Origin of the sequence: Brevibacterium sp. SMBL_HHYL_HB1 (assembly GCF_018208375.1) — a bacterium.
Classification (GTDB): domain Bacteria; phylum Actinomycetota; class Actinomycetes; order Actinomycetales; family Brevibacteriaceae; genus Brevibacterium; species Brevibacterium intestinavium.
Genome location: NZ_CP062936.1, coordinates 3,533,978 through 3,552,131 on the forward strand (window position 1 = coordinate 3,533,978; position 18,154 = coordinate 3,552,131).

The following is an 18,154-nucleotide window of genomic DNA, read 5'->3' on the forward strand; positions in this document are numbered from 1 at the left end:
CGTTTCCGCGGGCCGGAGGGGCTCGACGGAGTTAGCCTGAAGCCATGGCAATGGAGAAGCTGTTCTCACGGATCGACCGCCTCGCCGGAGGCAGCAAGGCCGGAATCCTCGTCCCCTCGGCCGGGCTGGAGCTGCCGAAGACGAAACGGGCCTTCGCTTGGATCAGCTGGCTGCTCGTCTTCGAACTCGCGCTCGGTCTCGGTGCCGTCGTCTACGCGATCGTCATCGCCCGAGCCGGCGAGCCCGTGCCCTTCGCCGCGTGGATGCGCACGGTCGTCGTCCTCGGCATGACCGCCACCCTGTTCTACTTCTTCTGGCGCGCGACCAAGGGCTTCTACTGGGGCTACCAGCGCCTGCGCCTGTTCACCCAGATCTTCCCCGTCATCACCCTCGTCATGGCAGCGATCCCCGGCCTCTATCCGGTGTGGATGATCACCGAGCAGATCGTCTTCAGCCTCGTGATGATCGGCGTCGGCGACTTCCTCACCGGCGATCACATGCGCGAGGTGTTCCGGAAGCCGGAGTGACGGCCCCGTCCCTCATCCGACGTTCTCCCTCACCCGGCGCCGAGGTGGCCTCACCCAACGACGAGGCGGCGCGCCTCCTCCTGATGGGCGGCGATGAGGGCCTCCTTGTCGAGTTCGGCTCCGTCCGCGCCAAGAGCGCGGCCGTCGATGACCCTCCACCGGCCGGCGACCATCACCCGATCGGCCTTCTCCGCGCCGCAGAGGACGAGGGCGGGAATCGGATCGTGCGAGCCGGAGAAGGACAGCCCGTCGAGGCGGAACATCGCCAGGTCGGCCTGCCTGCCGACCTCGATGGCTCCGATGTCGTCTCGGCCCAGAGCCGCCGCCGAACCCGTGGTCGCCCAGTCGAGGACCCGATCGCAGGTGACGATGTCCGCCCCGTAGCGCAGGCGTTGGAGGTAGAGGGCCTGTCTGACCTCGCGGATGAGGTTCGAGGCATCGTTCGACGCCGAACCGTCGACGCCGAGGCCGATGGTCACGCCCGCATCCTCGAGTTCGACGGCGCGGGCGATGCCCGAGGCCAAGCGCATGTTCGACGTCGGGCAGTGGGCCACTGCGGCACCGGCGGCGCCGAGGCGGTGGATCTCGTCCTCGTCGAAGTGGACCCCGTGGGCCAGCCAGGCCCGGTCGCCCAGCCAACCGACGGACTCGAGGTAGTCCACCGTGCGCAGTCCGAACCGCTGCCGGCAGAAGTCCTCCTCATCGATGGTCTCGGCCAAGTGGGTGTGCAGGCGGACGTCGAGCTCAGCGGCCAGGTCCGCGCTCTCGCGCATGAGTTCGGTGGTCACCGAGAACGGGGAGCAGGGGGCGAAGGCGATCTGGACCTGGGCTCCGGCACCGCGCTCATGGTAGGCCTCGACGAGCCGTCGGGAGTCGGCGAGGATCACCTCGGCGTCCTGCACGGTCTGCTGGGGCGGCAGGCCTCCGTCCTTCTCCCCCAGCGACATCGATCCGCGGGTGAGCATCGCCCGCATGCCCAGTGCGCGGACGACGTCGACCTGGATATCGATGGCCTCGTCCAAACCGGTCGGGAACAGGTAGTGGTGGTCGGCGGCCGTCGTGCACCCGGATTCGAGCAGCTCGGCCATCGCGACCGTCGTGGCGAGCTCGAGTGCGCGCGGAGTCAGTCGGGCCCACACCGGATAGAGAGTCCGCAGCCAGCCGAACAGCGGCAGGTCCGCCACGGGCGCCCAGGCGCGGGTGAGGGTTTGGTAGAAGTGATGATGGGTGTTGATCAGCCCCGGTGTGATCACGTGCGCGGAGGCATCGACGACCTCGGCGACGGATCCCGCTCCCCCCGCAGGTTCGCCGCCGGCAGGGACGAGTTCGACGATGGTCCCGGTATCCCGGTCGATGACGATTCCGCGCTCCGCCCGGTCCTGTTTCGCACCGGCGCCGAGGTGGACGGCGAGCGGATCGCGCAGCCACAGCCTCCGCGCGCTTGGCTGGAATCGATGTGAGCGCTGTTCCTGGGGCATCTGGTCGCCTCCCTGATCTCGAATCACGGTTGTCAGTGGCGACAGCGCTGGTGCCGACGCCACCAGCTCAGGTTTTTCGGCGTCTGCTGCTCCGCCGTCCGGTGACGCGTCGATCCGACTGTGCGGACCGTTCACGCCGGCTGTAAGATGGCCGGCGATCATTGAACTCAATGACCGCTCGGTAAGGGGCCGATGCGAGCGCACCGATGGATATGGACTCTATCACGTGGCTCAAGTCACGAAAACTTCTTGCGAGCCAAATGGTATTCCTTTAAGATTTTACGATAAGGAAATCATATTTCGCATATTGGAAGCCTTAAACCGATTCCTCGGTCGCCTCGACTCCCGCTCACCGGAGAGCTTGTGCAACAATGCCGGCAAGAGCAGAGCAGTCATCGCTCGGGGACGAACTCAATGGAGAGATAGATGTCGGTATCCGAACACTCACCGAAGAATGACCGGGCCTCGGAACGCGGCAGAAAGCCGCAGAGACCCGAGGACGAGCGACTGCCGCTCGGCAGCTCGTTCGCCTATGGTCTGCAGCATGTGCTGACCATGTACGGCGGCATCATCGCCGTACCCCTCATCATCGGCAAGGCCGCCGGACTCGATGACGGCGGCATCAGTGTGCTCATCGCCTCCTGTCTGTTCATGGGCGGGCTGGCGACCATCCTGCAGACGGTGGGCGTGCCCTTCTTCGGTTCGCAGCTGCCGCTGGTCCAGGGGGTGTCCTTCGCCGGTGTGGCGACGATGACGTCGATCCTCGCCGGCGGTGACGGTCTGCCCGAGGTCTTCGGCGCAGTCCTCGTCGCCTCGACGATCGGACTGATCGTCGCCCCTGCCTTCGCGCTCATCGTGAAGTTCTTCCCGCCGGTGGTCACCGGCACCGTCATCACCACGATCGGCCTGTCGCTCATGCCGGTGGCAGCAGGCTGGGCGATGGGCGGTGACGAGTCGGCCGCAGACTACGGCAGCATCCGCAACATCCTCATCACCGTGGCGACTCTGGCCGTCGTCCTCATCCTCAGCCGCATCCCGGTCGCCATGGTCTCGCGCCTGTCGATCCTGCTGGCCATCGTGATCGGCACCATCGGCTGCCTCATCTTCGGCTGGGCCGATTTCTCGCATGTGCTCGACCGCGGCATCTTCGCATTCCCCGAACCGTTTGCGTTTGGTATGCCAACATTCTCGGCCGCGGCGATCATCTCGATGTTCATCGTCGTCATCGTCGCATTCGCCGAGACCACCGCGGACATCATCGCCGTCGGCGAGATCGCCCGCACGAAGGTCGACTCGAAGCGCATCGCCTCGGGCCTGCGTGCGGATATGCTCTCCTCCGCCGTGTCGCCGATCTTCAACTCCTTCACCCAGTCGGCGTTCGCTCAGAACGTCGGCCTGGTGGCGATCACCGGTGTGAAGTCGCGCTTCGTCGTCACCGCCGGCGGTGTGATCCTCGTCGTCCTCGGTCTGCTGCCGGTCATGGGCGGAGTCGTAGCCGCCATTCCCATGCCGGTGCTCGGCGGTGCGGGCATCGTGCTCTTCGGCACGGTCGCCGCATCCGGCATCCGCACCCTGTCGAAGGTCGAGTACGAGGGCAACCTCAACATGATCATCGTCGCGGTCTCGCTGGCCTTCGGTATCATCCCGGTCGTCCAGCCCGACTTCTACGAGTCCTTCCCCTCGTGGGTCGGCATCATCCTCCACTCCGGGATCTCCTCGGCCACGATCATGGCCGTGCTGCTCAACCTTCTGTTCAACCACATCGGTGCGCGGACGAAGGATCGGTCCGATCGCTCGGTCTTCGTCGCGGGCACCGGCCGAGTCATCCGCAAGGAGGAGCTGCAGCGCCTCATCGACCATGAGGCCATCCTCACCGAGGGTGACACGGTCAAGGACGGCAAGATCATCGACTGCAACGGGGAGGAGATTCCCGTCGTCACCGAGGAACAGCACGAAAAGGTCGTCGAGGCGGCCAAGAAGGGCGAGGTCAAGAGCCAGGCGGACATTCGCCGAATGATCGAAGAGGACACCGAGGCCTAGACGCCGACCGGACCGCAGCGGCGCTGGGTCGGCTGTCCGGATGAGGGCTCAGAACGGCGGAGGCTCGTCGGGGTCCCAGCAGACATCCCAGATCGACTCCTGCACCCGCCTCGACCGCCGAGACCGACGGGTCTCCTGATCTTCACTGCCGGTGGCCTCCACGCAGGACTCCGAGGTGAAGCGCAGGACGGATCCGTCGGTCTCGGCGGTTTCTGCTGTCTCGGCGGTTTCGACGGCGGCGGCCGACCCTGCGAGGTCGGTCGGATCCTGACTCCGGGCACAGCTGTCCACCTGCCGTGCGTGGTCGGCGTTGATCGGATTGTCCGGCGGGTGGCTCTCGACCACGACATCGTGGTCGAAGGGGATGATGTGGTCGATCTCCGAGGTCTCGGCCCGACGGGTGCAGCCCGGCGTGGAGCATGACTGCCATTTCCCGATCAGGGGTGCGCGCACGTCAGCGGGGATGTAGTAGCTCTTCGAGCGCGCGTCGATCGGGGTGCCCGTCGCCGGGTCGGTGAGCATCCGGTACCAGGTCGAGCACCCTCCGGCGAGGGCTTCGGCTGCGGCCTTACTCCGCGAGCAGTCCCGGCAGCCGGTCCATCGTGGCGAAGGTCTCGGCGGCGCCGGCCGCCAGCAGCGTTTCGGGACTCTGGTGCACGGGAGAGTCCGGGCAGAAGCCGAGCACATGGGACCGTGCGGCGGCACCGGCGATCACTCCGGTCGGCGAATCCTCGATCACGGCCGCCTCGGCGGGGTCGGCGCCCAGGAATTCGGCTGCGGAGAGATAGACGTCGGGGGCCGGCTTCGAGTTCGGCTGCTCCATCCCGGAGAAGATGCGGTCGCCGAAGACGTCGAAGAGTCCGATCTTCTTCAGCTGGAGCTCGATCTTCGGACGGTCCGCGCCCGAGGCGCAGGCGATCCGACCGGGGTAGAGCTCGGCGACCCGGCGCACCGCGCCCACGACGCCCGGAATCGCCTGCAGACTGAGTTCGAGTTCGGCATTGCGACGGCGTCGGAATGCGTTCATCCACTCCTCGTCGATGCGGAACCCGGTGTGCTCTTCGATGACATCGGCTTCGTCACGGAGCATTTTGCCGACGAAGCGCGCGACGCACTCCTCGGCGGTCAGCTGCCAGCCGAGTTCGCGCAGCATCTGATGCAGGACACCGTTCGTGATGCTCTCGGAGTCCACGAGGACGCCATCGCAGTCGAACAGAACCGCGGAGAACTTCGGGTGCGCAGCCATGGTCCGATTCTGCCATCCGCCACTGACGCGGGATCGCACCGGCCCGACCGACATCGCACCGGCCCGACCGGCATCGCACCGGTCCGATCGACGGATCGCACGGCCGTGCCGACTGCCGGGCTCACACCGGCCCGATCGTCACCGCCGAGTACAGGACGCGCGCCGAGGCGAGCGCGCAGACGATGATGACGAATGCGAACAGCGTCAGCCAGGCCCCGGCGGGCAGCCGCGAGCCCTGTGCGAGGATATAGGCGTCGGACTGCTGGACGCGACGTCGCCGGGTGTGGACGCGGATGACCTTGACGAGGTCCTTGAGCGAGCCGATCACCAGCCCCATGCCGAGGGCTGCGACGAAGATCGAGATCCATTCGAGCGGCAGGAACACGACGATCAGCTGGGCGACGACGGCCGTGGCCACGGCGATGACCGCGCCCGCGAGGTTCCGGATGAAGATGAGCGCCACGAGCAGCACCAGCGCTCCCAGCGACAGGGCCAGGGGTGCCCAGCCGAAGACCGCCGAGGTGATGAGGACGAGACCGAGCAGGCCCGGCGCCGGATATCCCCAGAACCCGGCCCAGGTGGCGGAGAAGCCGACCCTGCCGAAGGAGTTCATCTGCCCCGAATGGTCGAAGTTCAGGGAGATCCCCTTGACCACCCGCCCCGTCGTCAGGGCGGCGAAGGCGTGGCCGAGCTCGTGGACGAAGGTGACGTAGAGACCGAAGAAGCGCCAGATGCCCGGCGCCAGCGTCACGATCAGGGGCACACCGATGACGAACACGAGTCCGAGGGCGTCGAGTTCCAGTCCGTCCTGCCGCCCGAAACCCGAGGTGATCGCATCCCACCACGTCGCCGCTGCCTGCTTGAAGTCCATAGCGGCTCAGTCTACGAACGGAGCCTGAACGAGACCCTCAGGCGATCATCAGCAGCACCGCACCGCGGCAAAACGCAGGGCGCACCACTGCACGGACCCTCACTGATTCGCGAACGCCGCGTCGAAGGCGGCCTCCGGGCGCTTCCACAGCAGCTGACGGATCCGGTCGACCGCCTCGGCGGCGCCGTGGAGCCGATCCATTCCGGCGTCCTCCCATTCGATCGAGATGGGACCGGTGTAGCCGATCGCGGCGAGTGCACGGAACGCATCCTCCCAGTGCATGTCGCCGTGCCCGGTGGACACGAAGTCCCAGCCCCGGCGCGGATCGCCCCACGGCAGGTGGGAACCGAGGATCCCGGCGCGGCCGGTGGGCGGACGCAGCCGGGTGTCCTTGCAGTCGACATGAGCGATCCGGTCGGCGAAGTCGGTGATGAAGCCGACTGTGTCGATGCCCTGCCACAGAAGGTGACTGGGATCCCAGTTCAGCGCGAACGCCTGTCGGTGATCGATGGCCTCGAGCGCCCGGACTGTCGTCCAGTGGTCATAGGCGATCTCCGAGGGATGGACCTCGTGGGCGAATCGCACCCCTTCGTCATCGAAGACGTCGAGGATGGGATTCCACCGTTCGGCGAAGTCCTCGTAGCCGGCGTCGATGACCTCGGCGGGGACCGGAGGGAACATCGCCACATAGGGCCAGATCTGCGAACCGGTGAAACCGACGACGGTGTCCACGCCGAGCCGACGGGCCACTCGGGCGGCCCGCTTCATGTCCTCGGCGGCCCGCTGCCGCACTCCCTCGGCCTCACCGTCGCCCCACACGTAGTCGCGGACGATCGCGCGGTGCCGGAAGTCGATCGGGTCGTCGCAGACGGCCTGACCGGCTAGGTGGTTCGAGATCGCCCACACTCCGAGCCCGTGGCGGTCGAGGATGTCCAGGCGTGACTGCAGGTAGTCCGGATCCTCGTCGGCCCGGGCCAGATCGAGATGGTCGCCGGAACAGGCGATCTCGAGTCCGTCGTAGCCCCACGAGGCCGCCAGGCGGGCCACCTCCTCGAAGGGCAGATCGGCCCATTGGCCCGTGAACAGGGTGATGGGATGCGAGGTGTCTGTCATTGCTGCTCCTTTGCTGATGGTTCGGCCGCCGGTGCACCCGCAGCCGCCGGCGTGTCCGCAGCCGCCGGTGTGCCCGCAGCGGCCCCGCCGGTCCGTCGTCGCTGCAGCTGTCCGAGGAATTCGGCGCTGGCCCGCGCCAGCTCGTCCTGACTGTCGGCCAGTCGGCGCCACACCGAGGCGGCCACGGCGATGGTGTCGTTGTCGGAGGTGAAGCTCTCGACCGTCAGCGGTCCCGTATAGGAGACCTCGTCGAGGGCGTCGAGGATCGCGTTCCAATCGGTGTGGTCTCCCCCGACCGGCCCGCGGTCGTTGCCGCAGACCTGCATCACCCGCAGGTGCGGCCCGGCCGCCCGGATGGCCGCGGCGGGCGAGCGCTCCTCGATGTTGAGGTGGTAGCTGTCCAGGGCCAGCCCGATCCCGTCGCCCAGGAGCGGGTCGAGGGCCTCGAGGGCCTGGTCGACGGTGTTGATGATGCTCGTCTCATAGCGGTTGAGCGGCTCCACGGCCAGTGCGACCCCGCGCTCGGCCGCATAGCCTGCGACCGGCCGCAGGGCCTCCCGCAGGCTCGCGAGCACACCGGCCCGCTCATCGGCGTCCATTCTCCACACCCGGCCGGTGCGGGCGGTGAACGGTCCGGCCACGGTCGGCGATCCCATCCGAACCGCCACGTCCACGCAGTGGCGCAGGTAGTCCTGCGTATCCGCCCGCGCGGTCTCATCGATGAGGTCGCGACCGGGCCCCATCGCCCCGACGATCCGCGCGCCCATGTCGGACGCGGCCAGCGCCTCGGCGGCGGCTCCGGCGTCCCATCCGTGCAGACGCTCCACCGGCAGCTCCAGCAGATCGAACCCGAAGCCTCGGGCCCGATCCGCCAGTTCGCCGAGGCGGGCGTCGGTCAGCGGCGACACCCACACCCACGTGTTGACGCCGATCTCACGCACTGCTGCCCCCTTCACTCGATCGGCCGTTCGGTCCGACCCTTCGATTCGGCCCTCCACTCGATCAGGGGATGACCCGATCCTGCCAGACCTCCGGGAAGCCCGGCAGGTCTTCGCCGCCGAACTTCGCGTAGTGGCCATCGGGCATGCCTTCGTTGCGGTCGAGATACTCATCGAGTTCATCGGCCGTGATCGGATCCTGCGGCAGGACCCATTCGGAGGGCACCTCCTGACCTTCGAAGATCATCTCCGCGGCCAGCAGCGGGGTCCTCCACTGGAAGTTCGTGTAGACGGGAGCGATGGCGGTCATCCCCGTCTCGTCCCATTTGCGCAGGAAGCTCAGCTCGTCCTCTCCGGTCATCACCGGGTAGTCCTTGCCGGCGTCCTCGAACGCTTCGATCGCCGAGACCGCACCGTCACCGGCGTCCATCCAGATGCCCTGCACATCGGACTTGGCCAGTTCGTCGGAGACGACCTTCTTGATGGTGGCCGGATCGCCTTCCGTGAAGTGGTCGACGACGTCGATGCCGGCCTCGTCGAAGAGCTTCTCCGCGGCCGCCCAGCGCTGTTCGAGCACATCGACTCCCGGCAGGATCCTCAGGGCCACGACCTTGTCACCGTCGGAGAGGTTGTCGATGAGGAACTCGGCAGAGTCGATTCCCCAGGCGAAACCGCCGATCGGGTGGATGAAGGTCACCGCGCAGTCGGTCTCGACGCCGCGGTCGAAGACGATGACGGGCTTGTCGGTCTCACATGCCCGCTCGACGGCCGGTGTGATCGCGGCCGTGGAGTTCGGAGAGATGATGAACCCGTCGCAGTCGCCCTCGGAGATGAAGTAGTCGATGTCGGAGATCTGGGTGTCGTCGTTGTCCTGGGCGTCGCGGGTCTCCATCTCCGTGATGACGCCGTTGTCCTTGAGCTCCTTGAGCTGCTCATTCATCGTGATCCACCCGGTCTGGCGCCAGGGGTTGGAGATCGATGCGTTGGCGAAGCACATCTTCTTCTCACCCTCGGATTCGAACTGCGAGGTGTCGACCATCTCCGGGTCGATCATCTGCAGATACGGTTTGTCCTCAGGGCCTTGCGGATCGATGTCGCGCTGCGCCAGCTGCGTGTCGTAGAGTTCCTGGTCGAACCACTCCTGCGACGACTCCTCCTCACCTCCTCCGCCTTCGCCCGAGGGCTGCACGGACGGATCGGTCGTGCAGCCGGCCAAGGCGATGAGCGCGGACGCGCCGACGAGCCCGATGGCGCTGCTGAGTCCTCTTCTCATTGCTGATCTCTCCTCTGTCATTCCCGCCCGGCTTCGTTGCCGTCGGTCAGTGGGATCGACGGGGAGACCCCCGCCGAGGTGGTCGGTGAAGCGTCGGACTCGACCGCCGGTTCAGCCTGTCGCCTGCGCCTGCGGGCGAAGACCACACCCGAGTAGGCGACTGCGGCGATGATGATGGCGCCCTGGACCGCATCGCGCATCGTGGCCGGAACCGAGGTGAAGTTGAGCAGGGTGAACAGCGATTCGAGGGTCAGGGCTCCGATGAGCGCGCCCAGCACGGTGCCTCGTCCGCCGCCGAGGACGACTCCGCCGAGGACCACGGCGGTGATCGCCGTGAATTCGAAGCCCTGGCCCACCGAGGGGTGGACTCCGGCGTAGCCGACGAGGAGGATTCCGGCGATGGTCGCCGACAGTGAGGAGAGGACGAATGCCGCGGTCTTCGTCCGGCCCACGGCGGCACCGGCGAAGGCCGCCGCATCCGGGTTGTCGCCGATGGCCACCAGGGTCCGGCCGAAGGGGCGTCGGGAGACCCAGACGCCGATGAGCACGACGGCCAGCAGAATGAGCACCGCATAGGGGATGAGTTCGAGGACGGGAACGCCGTCGATCCCGCCGCGTCCGATGCTGCGGAAGGATTCGGCCGGGTCGCCGGTCGCGGACCCACCGGTCCACCACATGATCCCGCCGTGGATGACGAGCATGGTGCCGAGGGTGACGATGAACGACGGGACCCTGAGCACCGTGGTGGCCAGGCCGTTGACGATGCCGATGAGGACGCCGATGCCGAGCATGAGCAGCAGCACGGGCACCGTCTTCGCATCGTCCTTGCCGATGAGATGGCCGGCCGTCATCACCTGGGCGGTGACCACGGCCCCCATGGACAGGTCGAACTCTCCGCTGACGATGACGAAGTACTGGCCGATCGCGACCACGGCGACGGGCGCGACCCGCTGGAGGAAGCGCATGAGCGAACCGGGCTCGGCGAAGGACGGGTTGAGCGCGACGATGGCGATGAGGATGACGATGAGGAGGACGAGGACGATGCCCTTCGGGTCGATCGCACGCGCGGCCAGGGCCGCGATCCGATCCCCGGGCCTGCGCCCCGCCACGGCGGACTGGATTGTCATCGGCGTGCACCTCCCCGATCGGGGCTCGGTTCCCCTTCGGCCCCGGGACTGGGGTCGGGACTCGCCGCGGGTTCGGCCGCGGCAGTCAGGCCCGCACCCGCGGCCGAAGCCCCTGCGGCCGAAGCTCCGGTCGGACCCGCCTCGGCGAACCGGATGCGGCGGGCGATCAGCCGGCGGCGGGCGTAGAGGGCGACGGCGATGATGATGACGAGGCCGCGGATGACGTCCTTGAGGAAGGGATTGAACTGCATGACGCTCATGAGGTTGTCGAGCACGGCGAAGATCGCCACGCCGCCGATCGTGCCCCAGATCGTGCCCCGCCCGCCCATGAGCACCGTGCCGCCGAGGACGACGGCGGCGATCGAGAGCAGATCATAGCTGCCCTGGGACCCGACCGTGGGGCTTCCGACGCCCAACCGGCTCGCCAGCAGCAGTCCGGCCAGGCCCGCGCACACGGAGCTGCCGATGTGCGCGCCGATGAGCGGCAGCCGTTCGCGGACGCCCGAGAGCCGGGCGACCTCCGCATTGCCGCCGACGGCGAAGAGGTGATGTCCGAACGAGGTCCGGGCGAGGACGAACGCGACGAGCCCGGCCAGGGCCAGCATGAGAAGCGTCGAGATCGGCACCGGACCGATCCCGGTGGCGCCGAAGAGCTGGAACGACCACGGCACGCTGCCCTCGGTGCCCTGATAGTTCGTGTCGAGGTACCCCTTGAGCATCAGCCCCATGCCCAGGGTGGCGACGAAGCCGTGCACCTTGAGCACGGTGACGAAGACTCCGTTGGCCGCCCCGATCGCCGCGGTCACGGCCAGCGTCAGCAGCACCGCCGGCAGGACCATTCCGTCGCTGCCGTCCATGGTCTGGGCCGCGATCAGGCTGGCCAGACTCATCACATAGGGCACGGACAGGTCCAGGGAGGCGCCGAGGATGACCAGCGTCTGTCCGATGGCGACGAATCCGAGCACGCTCATTCCCGTGAGGATGTCGCGGATGTTGCCGGCGCTGAAGAAGCTGCGTCCGGTCGTGGCGACGAGCACCGCGCCGACGATGAGGACCAGCACGAGCGCGATGTAGACGAGTGCGGTGGTGTCGAGTCTGCGCAGTCGCTGTCTCATTGCTCCTCCACCACCCGGGCCTCGGTTCCGGTCGCGAGTCCGAGCACCTCTTCCTCGCTCGCACTCGGCGGCAGCTGCCCGGCGATCCGGCCGTCGGACATGACGAGGAGCCGATCGGACATGCCCAGGACCTCGGGGAGTTCGCTGGAGACGAGCACGATGGCCACACCTGCGGCGGCGAGCTTCCGGATGAGTCGATAGACCGCGATCTTCGCCCCGACGTCGATGCCGCGGGTCGGCTCGTCGAGCAGCACCACCCGCGGCGAGGTGGCCAGCCATTTCGCCAGCACGACCTTCTGCTGGTTGCCGCCCGACAGTGAGCGCACCTCCTGACCGAGACCGCGGCTGATGACCTCGAGCGAGGTGAGGATGCCGGGGACCTCGGTCCGCGTGCGGCGGGTGCGGGAGGGGAAGACCGAGCGGATGGCCAGCAGCGCGTTGTCCAGAATCGACTGCGACAGGGCCAGCCCCGTGCCCTTGCGGTCCTCGGTGACCAGTGCGAGTCCGCGACGCACCCCGTCCCGCGCCGAGGCGATCTCCACCGGCCGCCCGTCGAGGCTCATCCGCCCCCGCGTGAAGGCCTGCGTTCCGAAGATCGCCTCCAGCAGCTCCGTGCGTCCCGAGCCCTGCAGACCGGAGATCCCGAGGATCTCACCGGCCCGCAGCTCGAGATCGATGCCGTCGAGCTGTTCGTTGCCGCCTGCGGTGACGGTGAGAACGGGCGGACCGACCTCGGTGTCGGGCTCGGGGTCCGGGAAGAACGCGCCGATCGGCCTGCCCACCATGGCCCGGACGAGGCCGGCATGGTCGAGTTCGGCTCGCGGTCGGCTCGTGACCAGGGCACCGTCCTTGAGCACGGTGATCACGTCGCAGAGGTCGAAGATCTCCTGCAGCCGATGGGAGACGTAGATGATGGCCACCCCTTTGGCCTTGAGCGCATCGATGACCCGGTAGAGCACGGTCACCTCGTTGTCGGACAGCGCAGCCGTCGGCTCGTCCATCGAGATCACCGTGGCCTCGACCGACAGCGCCTTGATGATCTCGACGATCTGCTGCTCGGCGACGGTGAGCACACCGACCTTCGCGTCCGGCTCGATGCCCGTGACGTCGAGTTCGTCGAGCAGCTGCTGGGTCCGAGTCCGCATGCTCTCCACATCGACCATGCCCCATCGCCTGGGCTCGCGGCCGAGGAAGACGTTCTGGGCGACGGTGCGGTCGGGAAGGAGGTTGAACTCCTGGAAGACCGTGGCGACCCCGGCCCGGGCAGCCTCGACCGGGTGGGCGAAGTCGACCTCGCGGCCGTGGACGAGCAGCCGACCCGCATCGCGACGGTGGACTCCGGCGATGACCTTCATCAGCGTCGACTTCCCCGCGCCGTTCTCCCCGACCAGACCGTGCACCGTGCCCGCCCGCACCTCGAGGTCGACGTCGTGGAGGACCTCGACGCCGAAGAACTGCTTGCGGATCCCGGTGACGATCAGCACCGGTGAGGCGGATTGGCTCACGGCTGCTCGACCTCCACCCAGCGGCGTTCGGCCGCCGATCTCAGGACGGCCTCGGTGACGGTCACGGCTCTGAGACCGTCGGCCAGCCTCGGCACGCCCTCGCGCTGCTCACCTGCGAAGACCGCATAGGAATCGGCGATGAACGCATCGAAGGCGTCCTGATACCCCTGCGGATGGCCGGCCGGGACCCGGCACAGCCGAGCGGCGTCGGCCGAGAGCGATTCGGCGTCGCGCACGAGCAGTCGGGACTCGGCGCGTCGGCCCAGCCACAGCTGTTCGGGCTGCTCCTGCGCGAAGCGCAGGCTCTCTCGCTCACCGGCGATTTCGATCACGAGCCCGTTCTTGCGGCCGGGAGCGACCTGGGACACGAGCAGCGAGCCGATGGCTCCGCCGCTGAACTCGACGGTCAGGGCCACCGTGTCCTCCGTGCTCACCGGCACTCCCCCGCGCCGAGGATGGACCGTGCGCATCGTCGCCGCCAGGGCGGTGATGGTCTGCCCGGCGATGAATTCGATGAGATCGACGAGGTGGCACCCGATGTCGGCGAAGGCACGCGAGGGCCCGCCGCTTCCGGCATCGACCCGCCAGTTCTCATCATCGGGATCGAGCAGCCAGTCCTGCAGGTAGCTGGCGTCCACCGTCAGCAGCGCGCCCGTGTCTCCCCTGCGGATGCGGGCACGGGCCTCGCGCACCATCGGATGGTAGCGGTAGACGAAGGGGACGGTTCCGCCGAGTCCGAGCTCCTCGGCTCGCTCGAGCACGCGACCGGCGGTGGCCGAATCGGTGGCCACCGGCTTCTCGCAGATGATGTGTGATCCGGCCTCGAGGGCACTCAGCGACTGCTGAGCATGAGCGCGGTTGGGGGTGCACACGTGCACGACATCGACCGGGTGGGCGAAGAAGTCGTCCGGATCGGCCGCGGTCGCGAACCCGAGATCGGCGGCGGCCCGTTCGCTTCCGGCCAGGTCCGAGGTCGCAATCACCTCGAGGGCGGCACCGGCCGATCGGGCCGCCCGAGAGTGGACCCGTGCCATGAACCCTCCGCCGAGGATTCCGATCGAAGGCGTCGACGCCGACGCATGAGCAACACTGACCATGATCTATTGTGATTCCAGTTTCAGACTTATGTCAATAGTCTTTCAGAAGTATTCATTCAGCTAGCTTTGTTGTGAAGTGTGGTTTACTGAATGGATGGCTCCGTCGAATTCGCGCACCTCCGAGCTGTCGCACGCCGGCGGGCTGTTCCAGCTGCTTCGCGACGGACGGCCACGCACCCGTGCCGATCTCGTCAGGTCGACCGGTCTCTCGCGTCCCACCGTCGCCGACAGGATCGATCAGCTGCTCGGCCTCGGCCTCATCGCCGAGGTCGACGGGGCGGCGTCGACCGGCGGCCGCCCGAGCTCCCGGTTCGCCTTCAATCCCCGCGCCCGCGTCGTCATCGCCGCCGACTTCGGTGCCTCGCACTCCCGCATCGCCGTGACGAATCTGGCCGGTGAGCTGCTTGCGGACACCTCGTCCACGCGCGAGATCGCCGAGGGCCCGCGCTCGGCGATCGACTGGCTGAGGTCGACGGCCCTCGAGCTGCTCGAGCGCGCCGGGCGCGGCGTCGACGAGGTCGTGGGCATCGGCATCGGTCTGCCCGGGCCGGTCGAGTTCTCCACCGGCCGCCCGATCAACCCGCCGATCATGCCCGGGTGGGATCGATTCGACGTGCCCGGAGCCCTGAGGGAGTCCTTCGACTCCCCCGTCTTCGTCGACAACGACGTCAACATCATGGCCCTGGGCGAACGGACGACGGCCTGGCCGGAGACGACCGACCTCATCTTCGTCAAGGTCGCCACGGGCATCGGTGCCGGAATCATCTCGGGAGGCTCGCTGCGCCGCGGTTCGCACGGTGCCGCCGGCGATATCGGCCATGTGGCGCTGCCGCGAGCCGCCGAGGTGCCCTGCGCCTGCGGCAACCGCGGCTGCCTGGAGGCCGTGGCCTCGGGGCGGGCGATCGCGCGAAGCCTCAGCGCCGCGGGCGTGCCCGCCGCGACCCCGTCCGATGTCGTCGAGCTCGTCAAGTCCGGTGACGTCCATGCGGTCCAGGCCGTCCGCCAGGCCGGCCGGGACCTCGGCGAGGTCCTGACCACCTGTGTGAGCCTGATGAATCCCTCTCTCATCCTCATCGGCGGGACCATGGCCCAGGCCGCCGAGCACCTCGTGGCCGGTGTCCGCGAGGTCGTCTACGCGCGTTCGATCCCGCTGTCGACCGAACACCTCATGATCGCCCCGTCACGATCGGCCGGCGATGCCGCGGTCCTCGGCGCCGCCCATCTGGCGATCGACTCGGCCCTGTCGCCCGAGCGGATCGCCGCCGCCCTGGCCGGCTCGGCAGGACCGCTGAGGCCCGACGCTCCCGCCTGAGGCCTCCGGCACTGCCCGACCGAGTGCTGACACTCCCCGGCGCAGTCCGGGGCCCGACCCTGCGGGCAGTACACTTGACACGAAGCGTCGGGCCCACCCCACCGTGCCTGACCTGCCTCGACGAAGGAGTGCCGTTGACCCCCACACGTACGTTCGCCCAGGTCGATGTCTTCTCCGCGGCTCCCTACCGCGGAAATCCCGTCGCCGTCGTCCTCGACGCCGATGGTCTCGACGCCGAGCAGATGGCTCGGATCGCGAATTGGACGAACCTGTCTGAGACGACCTTCGTGCTCACGCCCACGGACCCCGGCGCCGACTACCGGCTGCGGATCTTCACCCCGAGCGGCGAGCTGCCCTTCGCCGGCCACCCCACGCTCGGTTCGGCCGCGGCCTGGCTCGACGCCGGCGGCTCACCTCGGCACTCGGACCGCGTGGTCCAGGAATGCGGGGCCGGACTCGTCGACATCCGCCGAGGCGGTCGGACGTCAGCCTCGGCCGAAGCCGGTGAGTCCCTGGCCTTCGCCGCCCCCGAGCGGCTGCGCACCGGCGAACTCGATGAGGTCTTTCTCGCACGGATCGTCGCGGCCCTCGGGATCGAGCCCGCCGACGTCGTCGACCATCAGTGGGTCGACAACGGACCCGGCTGGGCGGCCCTGCGTCTGCGCAGCGCCGAGCAGGTGCTCGGACTCGAACCGGACTTCTCCTCGGTCCCCGAGGCCAAGATCGGCGTCCTCGGCGCCCACCCCGAAGGGTCGGAGCACGAGTACGAGATCCGTGCCTTCGCCCCCGGCGCCGGAATCCCCGAGGACCCGGTCACCGGCAGTCTCAACGCCTCGGTCGCACAGTGGCTGATCGGAGCCGGCCGCGCTCCGAACTCCTACACTCTCACGCAGGGCACCGCGCTGGGGCGGTCCGGAGTCGTCTCGATCTCGGCCGAGGACGACGAGGTCTGGGTCGGCGGCGCCACCACCGTCTGCTTCCGTGGGACGGCACTGGTATGAGCCGGCATGTGACCAGCGCGAACAGGCCCAAGAAGCGGGTGCGGATCTTCCACGGCCGCATGTACTTCGCCCTCCAGGCCCTGGCCGGAGCCGCCTGGTGGCTGGGCATCAGCATGAGCCCGAGACTGCAGACGGCGACCCTGGGCGGCATCGATCCGCTCCTCATCGCCGTCATCGACATCCCGCTGTTCGTCATCGGCTCGGCCCTGGCCGCGCTCAACCTCCGCTGGGCGGTGTGGATCGCCACGGGCTGGACCGTCCTCGTCGCCGCCGGCATGGTCGTCTACGCCACCGCCACCACCGAGGCGGGTCTCGGTGCCGTGCTCATGATCCTCGCCGCGCTCGGCAGCCTCCTGGCCGGGCCGCTCATCCTGCTCGGACGGATCCCCTCCGACCGGCTCCTCATCGGACCCTTCGCCTTCCACGCCTCGAGCACACGCGTGCGCGGCCGCCTCCTGCTGCGCACGACGATCCAGATCGTCATCTTCTGGGGCGTGTTCCTCATCATCCTGCCGGTGATCATCAATGCCTTCGAGGACCGATGGAACCTGTCCTACAAGTTCCCGATCCTGCTGGTCGTCACGGGCTTCGCCGTGCTCGCCTTCTCCAGCGTCATCGGCGTGTGGTCGGCCCGGGCGATTGCGAACTTCGGCTCCGGGACTCCGCTGCCGGCGCAGATGGCCCACCATCTGGTCACTCGCGGCCCCTACGCCTTCGTGCGCAATCCCATGGCCATCGCGGGCATCGCGCAGGGCGTGTCGATGGGTCTGCTCATCGGCTCCTGGCTGGTCGTGGTCTACGCGGTCATCGGTTCGCTGCTGTGGAACTGGCTCATCCGCCCCCACGAGGAGGCCGATCTGCATGATCGCTTCGGCAACGAGTACCGCGAGTACGCCAAGCGGGTCGACTGCTGGTGGCCGCGTCTGAATCGCAGCCCGATCGCCGATGTCCTCGAAGAGGAGCCGCCGGGCGGCGAGGCCAGCGCCGACGAGGCCAGCGCCGGCGAGGCGAGCTCCGACGAGAGGTCGGCCGACGGGTCTACCTGACGACGCGGTCGATCGGGTCGGGGTCCGCACGCGGTGGGAACGCGACCATGATCAGCAGGGCCAGGCCCGCGCCGATGCCGGCACCGATCGTGTTCGTGATGAAGTCGCTGAGGGTGGCGAACCGTGTCTGCGTGAACACGGTTCCCTGCACGCCCTCGATGACGCCGGAGAAGGCGGAGCCGATCAGCCACCCCCACCACCAGCGCTTCCTGCCCAGATGCAGGGCCAGGAGGAGACCGAAGGGGACGAACATGCCGACATTGGCCAGCATCTCGACCCGCTCATAGGTCAGCCACTGGGTCATCCGGTGGGAGGCGAGGAAGTTCAGCAGCCGGCCGATGAAGCTGCCCGGACTCGTGTCGAGCTGCCGCGGCGTCAGCGTCACCAGGCCGATGAAGATCGTATAGAAGATCAGCAGCACGAGCGGCGCATCGCCGAACCGGTGATCGTGCCCCCTCATACGTG

At 68.1% G+C, this 18,154-nt stretch carries 17 protein-coding genes; 5 read left to right on the top strand and 12 right to left on the bottom strand.

From position 1 onward, the window contains the following. The first annotated feature begins 44 nt into the window (after window positions 1-44). Window positions 45-527, top strand: a complete 483-nt coding sequence (locus IG171_RS16210) for a hypothetical protein (RefSeq protein ID WP_212128382.1) — start codon at window positions 45-47, stop codon at window positions 525-527. A 50-nt stretch (window positions 528-577) separates the two neighbouring features. Here IG171_RS16210 and IG171_RS16215 read toward each other — a convergent pair whose 3' ends face one another. Then, window positions 578-2,005, bottom strand: a complete 1,428-nt coding sequence (locus IG171_RS16215) for an 8-oxoguanine deaminase (protein ID WP_212128383.1) — start codon at window positions 2,003-2,005, stop codon at window positions 578-580. 426 nt (window positions 2,006-2,431) lie between these two features. Between IG171_RS16215 and IG171_RS16220 the strand changes: the two genes are divergently transcribed. After that, window positions 2,432-4,045, top strand: coding sequence for a nucleobase:cation symporter-2 family protein (locus tag IG171_RS16220; protein ID WP_212128384.1), 1,614 nt, complete (start codon window positions 2,432-2,434; stop codon window positions 4,043-4,045). Between the two features lie 48 nt (window positions 4,046-4,093). On the opposite strand, the gene IG171_RS16225 is transcribed toward IG171_RS16220, so the two are convergent. The 10 genes from IG171_RS16225 to IG171_RS16270 all read right to left on the bottom strand — a co-directional run bounded on the left by IG171_RS16225 (window position 4,094) and on the right by IG171_RS16270 (window position 14,330). Beyond that, a complete protein-coding gene (locus IG171_RS16225) occupies window positions 4,094-4,567 on the bottom strand; it encodes a hypothetical protein (RefSeq protein WP_212128385.1) in 474 nt (157 codons plus the stop codon). Between the two features lie 46 nt (window positions 4,568-4,613). Next, complete coding sequence (locus tag IG171_RS16230; protein ID WP_212128386.1) at window positions 4,614-5,291, bottom strand: HAD family phosphatase; 678 nt, start codon at window positions 5,289-5,291, stop codon at window positions 4,614-4,616. 121 nt (window positions 5,292-5,412) lie between these two features. Beyond that, window positions 5,413-6,162 carry a M50 family metallopeptidase gene (locus tag IG171_RS16235; protein ID WP_212128387.1) on the bottom strand — a complete coding sequence of 250 codons (750 nt, stop codon included), beginning with the start codon at window positions 6,160-6,162 and terminating at the stop codon, window positions 5,413-5,415. Window positions 6,163-6,261: 99 nt separating this feature from the next. Beyond that, window positions 6,262-7,275: a sugar phosphate isomerase/epimerase gene (locus IG171_RS16240; protein WP_212128388.1), complete on the bottom strand. Its 1,014-nt coding sequence runs from the start codon at window positions 7,273-7,275 to the stop codon at window positions 6,262-6,264. Then, window positions 7,272-8,216: a sugar phosphate isomerase/epimerase gene (locus IG171_RS16245; protein ID WP_249203753.1), complete on the bottom strand. Its 945-nt coding sequence runs from the start codon at window positions 8,214-8,216 to the stop codon at window positions 7,272-7,274. The genes IG171_RS16240 and IG171_RS16245 overlap by 4 nt, the downstream gene beginning before the upstream one ends. Window positions 8,217-8,277: 61 nt before the next feature. Next, complete coding sequence (locus IG171_RS16250) at window positions 8,278-9,486, bottom strand: substrate-binding domain-containing protein (protein ID WP_212128390.1); 1,209 nt, start codon at window positions 9,484-9,486, stop codon at window positions 8,278-8,280. Between the two features lie 17 nt (window positions 9,487-9,503). Continuing rightward, a complete protein-coding gene (locus IG171_RS16255) occupies window positions 9,504-10,613 on the bottom strand; it encodes an ABC transporter permease (protein WP_212128391.1) in 1,110 nt (369 codons plus the stop codon). Then, entirely contained in the window at window positions 10,610-11,728 is a 1,119-nt protein-coding gene (locus IG171_RS16260) for an ABC transporter permease (protein ID WP_249203754.1), read from the bottom strand. The genes IG171_RS16255 and IG171_RS16260 overlap by 4 nt, the downstream gene beginning before the upstream one ends. Next, window positions 11,725-13,233 (bottom strand): sugar ABC transporter ATP-binding protein, encoded by a 1,509-nt coding sequence (locus IG171_RS16265; protein ID WP_212128392.1) that lies wholly within the window; start codon window positions 13,231-13,233, stop codon window positions 11,725-11,727. The genes IG171_RS16260 and IG171_RS16265 overlap by 4 nt, the downstream gene beginning before the upstream one ends. Next, on the bottom strand, window positions 13,230-14,330 hold the full coding sequence (locus tag IG171_RS16270) for a Gfo/Idh/MocA family oxidoreductase (protein ID WP_212128393.1): 1,101 nt from the start codon (window positions 14,328-14,330) through the stop codon (window positions 13,230-13,232). Before IG171_RS16270 ends, IG171_RS16265 begins: the two co-directional genes overlap by 4 nt. Window positions 14,331-14,424: 94 nt before the next feature. On the opposite strand from IG171_RS16270, the gene IG171_RS16275 reads away from it, so the two are divergent. From IG171_RS16275 to IG171_RS16285, 3 genes are all read left to right on the top strand, one after another. Beyond that, window positions 14,425-15,642: an ROK family protein gene (locus tag IG171_RS16275; RefSeq protein ID WP_212128394.1), complete on the top strand. Its 1,218-nt coding sequence runs from the start codon at window positions 14,425-14,427 to the stop codon at window positions 15,640-15,642. A 134-nt stretch (window positions 15,643-15,776) separates the two neighbouring features. After that, entirely contained in the window at window positions 15,777-16,643 is an 867-nt protein-coding gene (locus IG171_RS16280) for a PhzF family phenazine biosynthesis protein (RefSeq protein ID WP_212128395.1), read from the top strand. An 8-nt stretch (window positions 16,644-16,651) separates the two neighbouring features. After that, window positions 16,652-17,689: an isoprenylcysteine carboxylmethyltransferase family protein gene (locus IG171_RS16285; RefSeq protein WP_249203755.1), complete on the top strand. Its 1,038-nt coding sequence runs from the start codon at window positions 16,652-16,654 to the stop codon at window positions 17,687-17,689. Here IG171_RS16285 and IG171_RS16290 read toward each other — a convergent pair. Beyond that, window positions 17,682-18,149, bottom strand: coding sequence for a VanZ family protein (locus tag IG171_RS16290; RefSeq protein ID WP_212128397.1), 468 nt, complete (start codon window positions 18,147-18,149; stop codon window positions 17,682-17,684). The two genes, IG171_RS16285 and IG171_RS16290, sit on opposite strands and share 8 nt — an antisense overlap. Window positions 18,150-18,154 lie beyond the last annotated feature (5 nt).

Coding starts and splice junctions, on each gene's coding strand:
- IG171_RS16270 (WP_212128393.1), bottom strand. CDS start 14,330: ATGGTCAGTGTTGCTCATGCGTCGGCGTCGACGCCTTCGATCGGAATC.
- IG171_RS16250 (WP_212128390.1), bottom strand. CDS start 9,486: ATGAGAAGAGGACTCAGCAGCGCCATCGGGCTCGTCGGCGCGTCCGCG.
- IG171_RS16255 (WP_212128391.1), bottom strand. CDS start 10,613: ATGACAATCCAGTCCGCCGTGGCGGGGCGCAGGCCCGGGGATCGGATC.
- IG171_RS16230 (WP_212128386.1), bottom strand. CDS start 5,291: ATGGCTGCGCACCCGAAGTTCTCCGCGGTTCTGTTCGACTGCGATGGC.
- IG171_RS16225 (WP_212128385.1), bottom strand. CDS start 4,567: ATGCTCACCGACCCGGCGACGGGCACCCCGATCGACGCGCGCTCGAAG.
- IG171_RS16235 (WP_212128387.1), bottom strand. CDS start 6,162: ATGGACTTCAAGCAGGCAGCGGCGACGTGGTGGGATGCGATCACCTCG.
- IG171_RS16260 (WP_249203754.1), bottom strand. CDS start 11,728: ATGAGACAGCGACTGCGCAGACTCGACACCACCGCACTCGTCTACATC.
- IG171_RS16215 (WP_212128383.1), bottom strand. CDS start 2,005: ATGCCCCAGGAACAGCGCTCACATCGATTCCAGCCAAGCGCGCGGAGG.
- IG171_RS16240 (WP_212128388.1), bottom strand. CDS start 7,275: ATGACAGACACCTCGCATCCCATCACCCTGTTCACGGGCCAATGGGCC.
- IG171_RS16290 (WP_212128397.1), bottom strand. CDS start 18,149: ATGAGGGGGCACGATCACCGGTTCGGCGATGCGCCGCTCGTGCTGCTG.
- IG171_RS16275 (WP_212128394.1), top strand. CDS start 14,425: ATGGCTCCGTCGAATTCGCGCACCTCCGAGCTGTCGCACGCCGGCGGG.
- IG171_RS16210 (WP_212128382.1), top strand. CDS start 45: ATGGCAATGGAGAAGCTGTTCTCACGGATCGACCGCCTCGCCGGAGGC.
- IG171_RS16220 (WP_212128384.1), top strand. CDS start 2,432: ATGTCGGTATCCGAACACTCACCGAAGAATGACCGGGCCTCGGAACGC.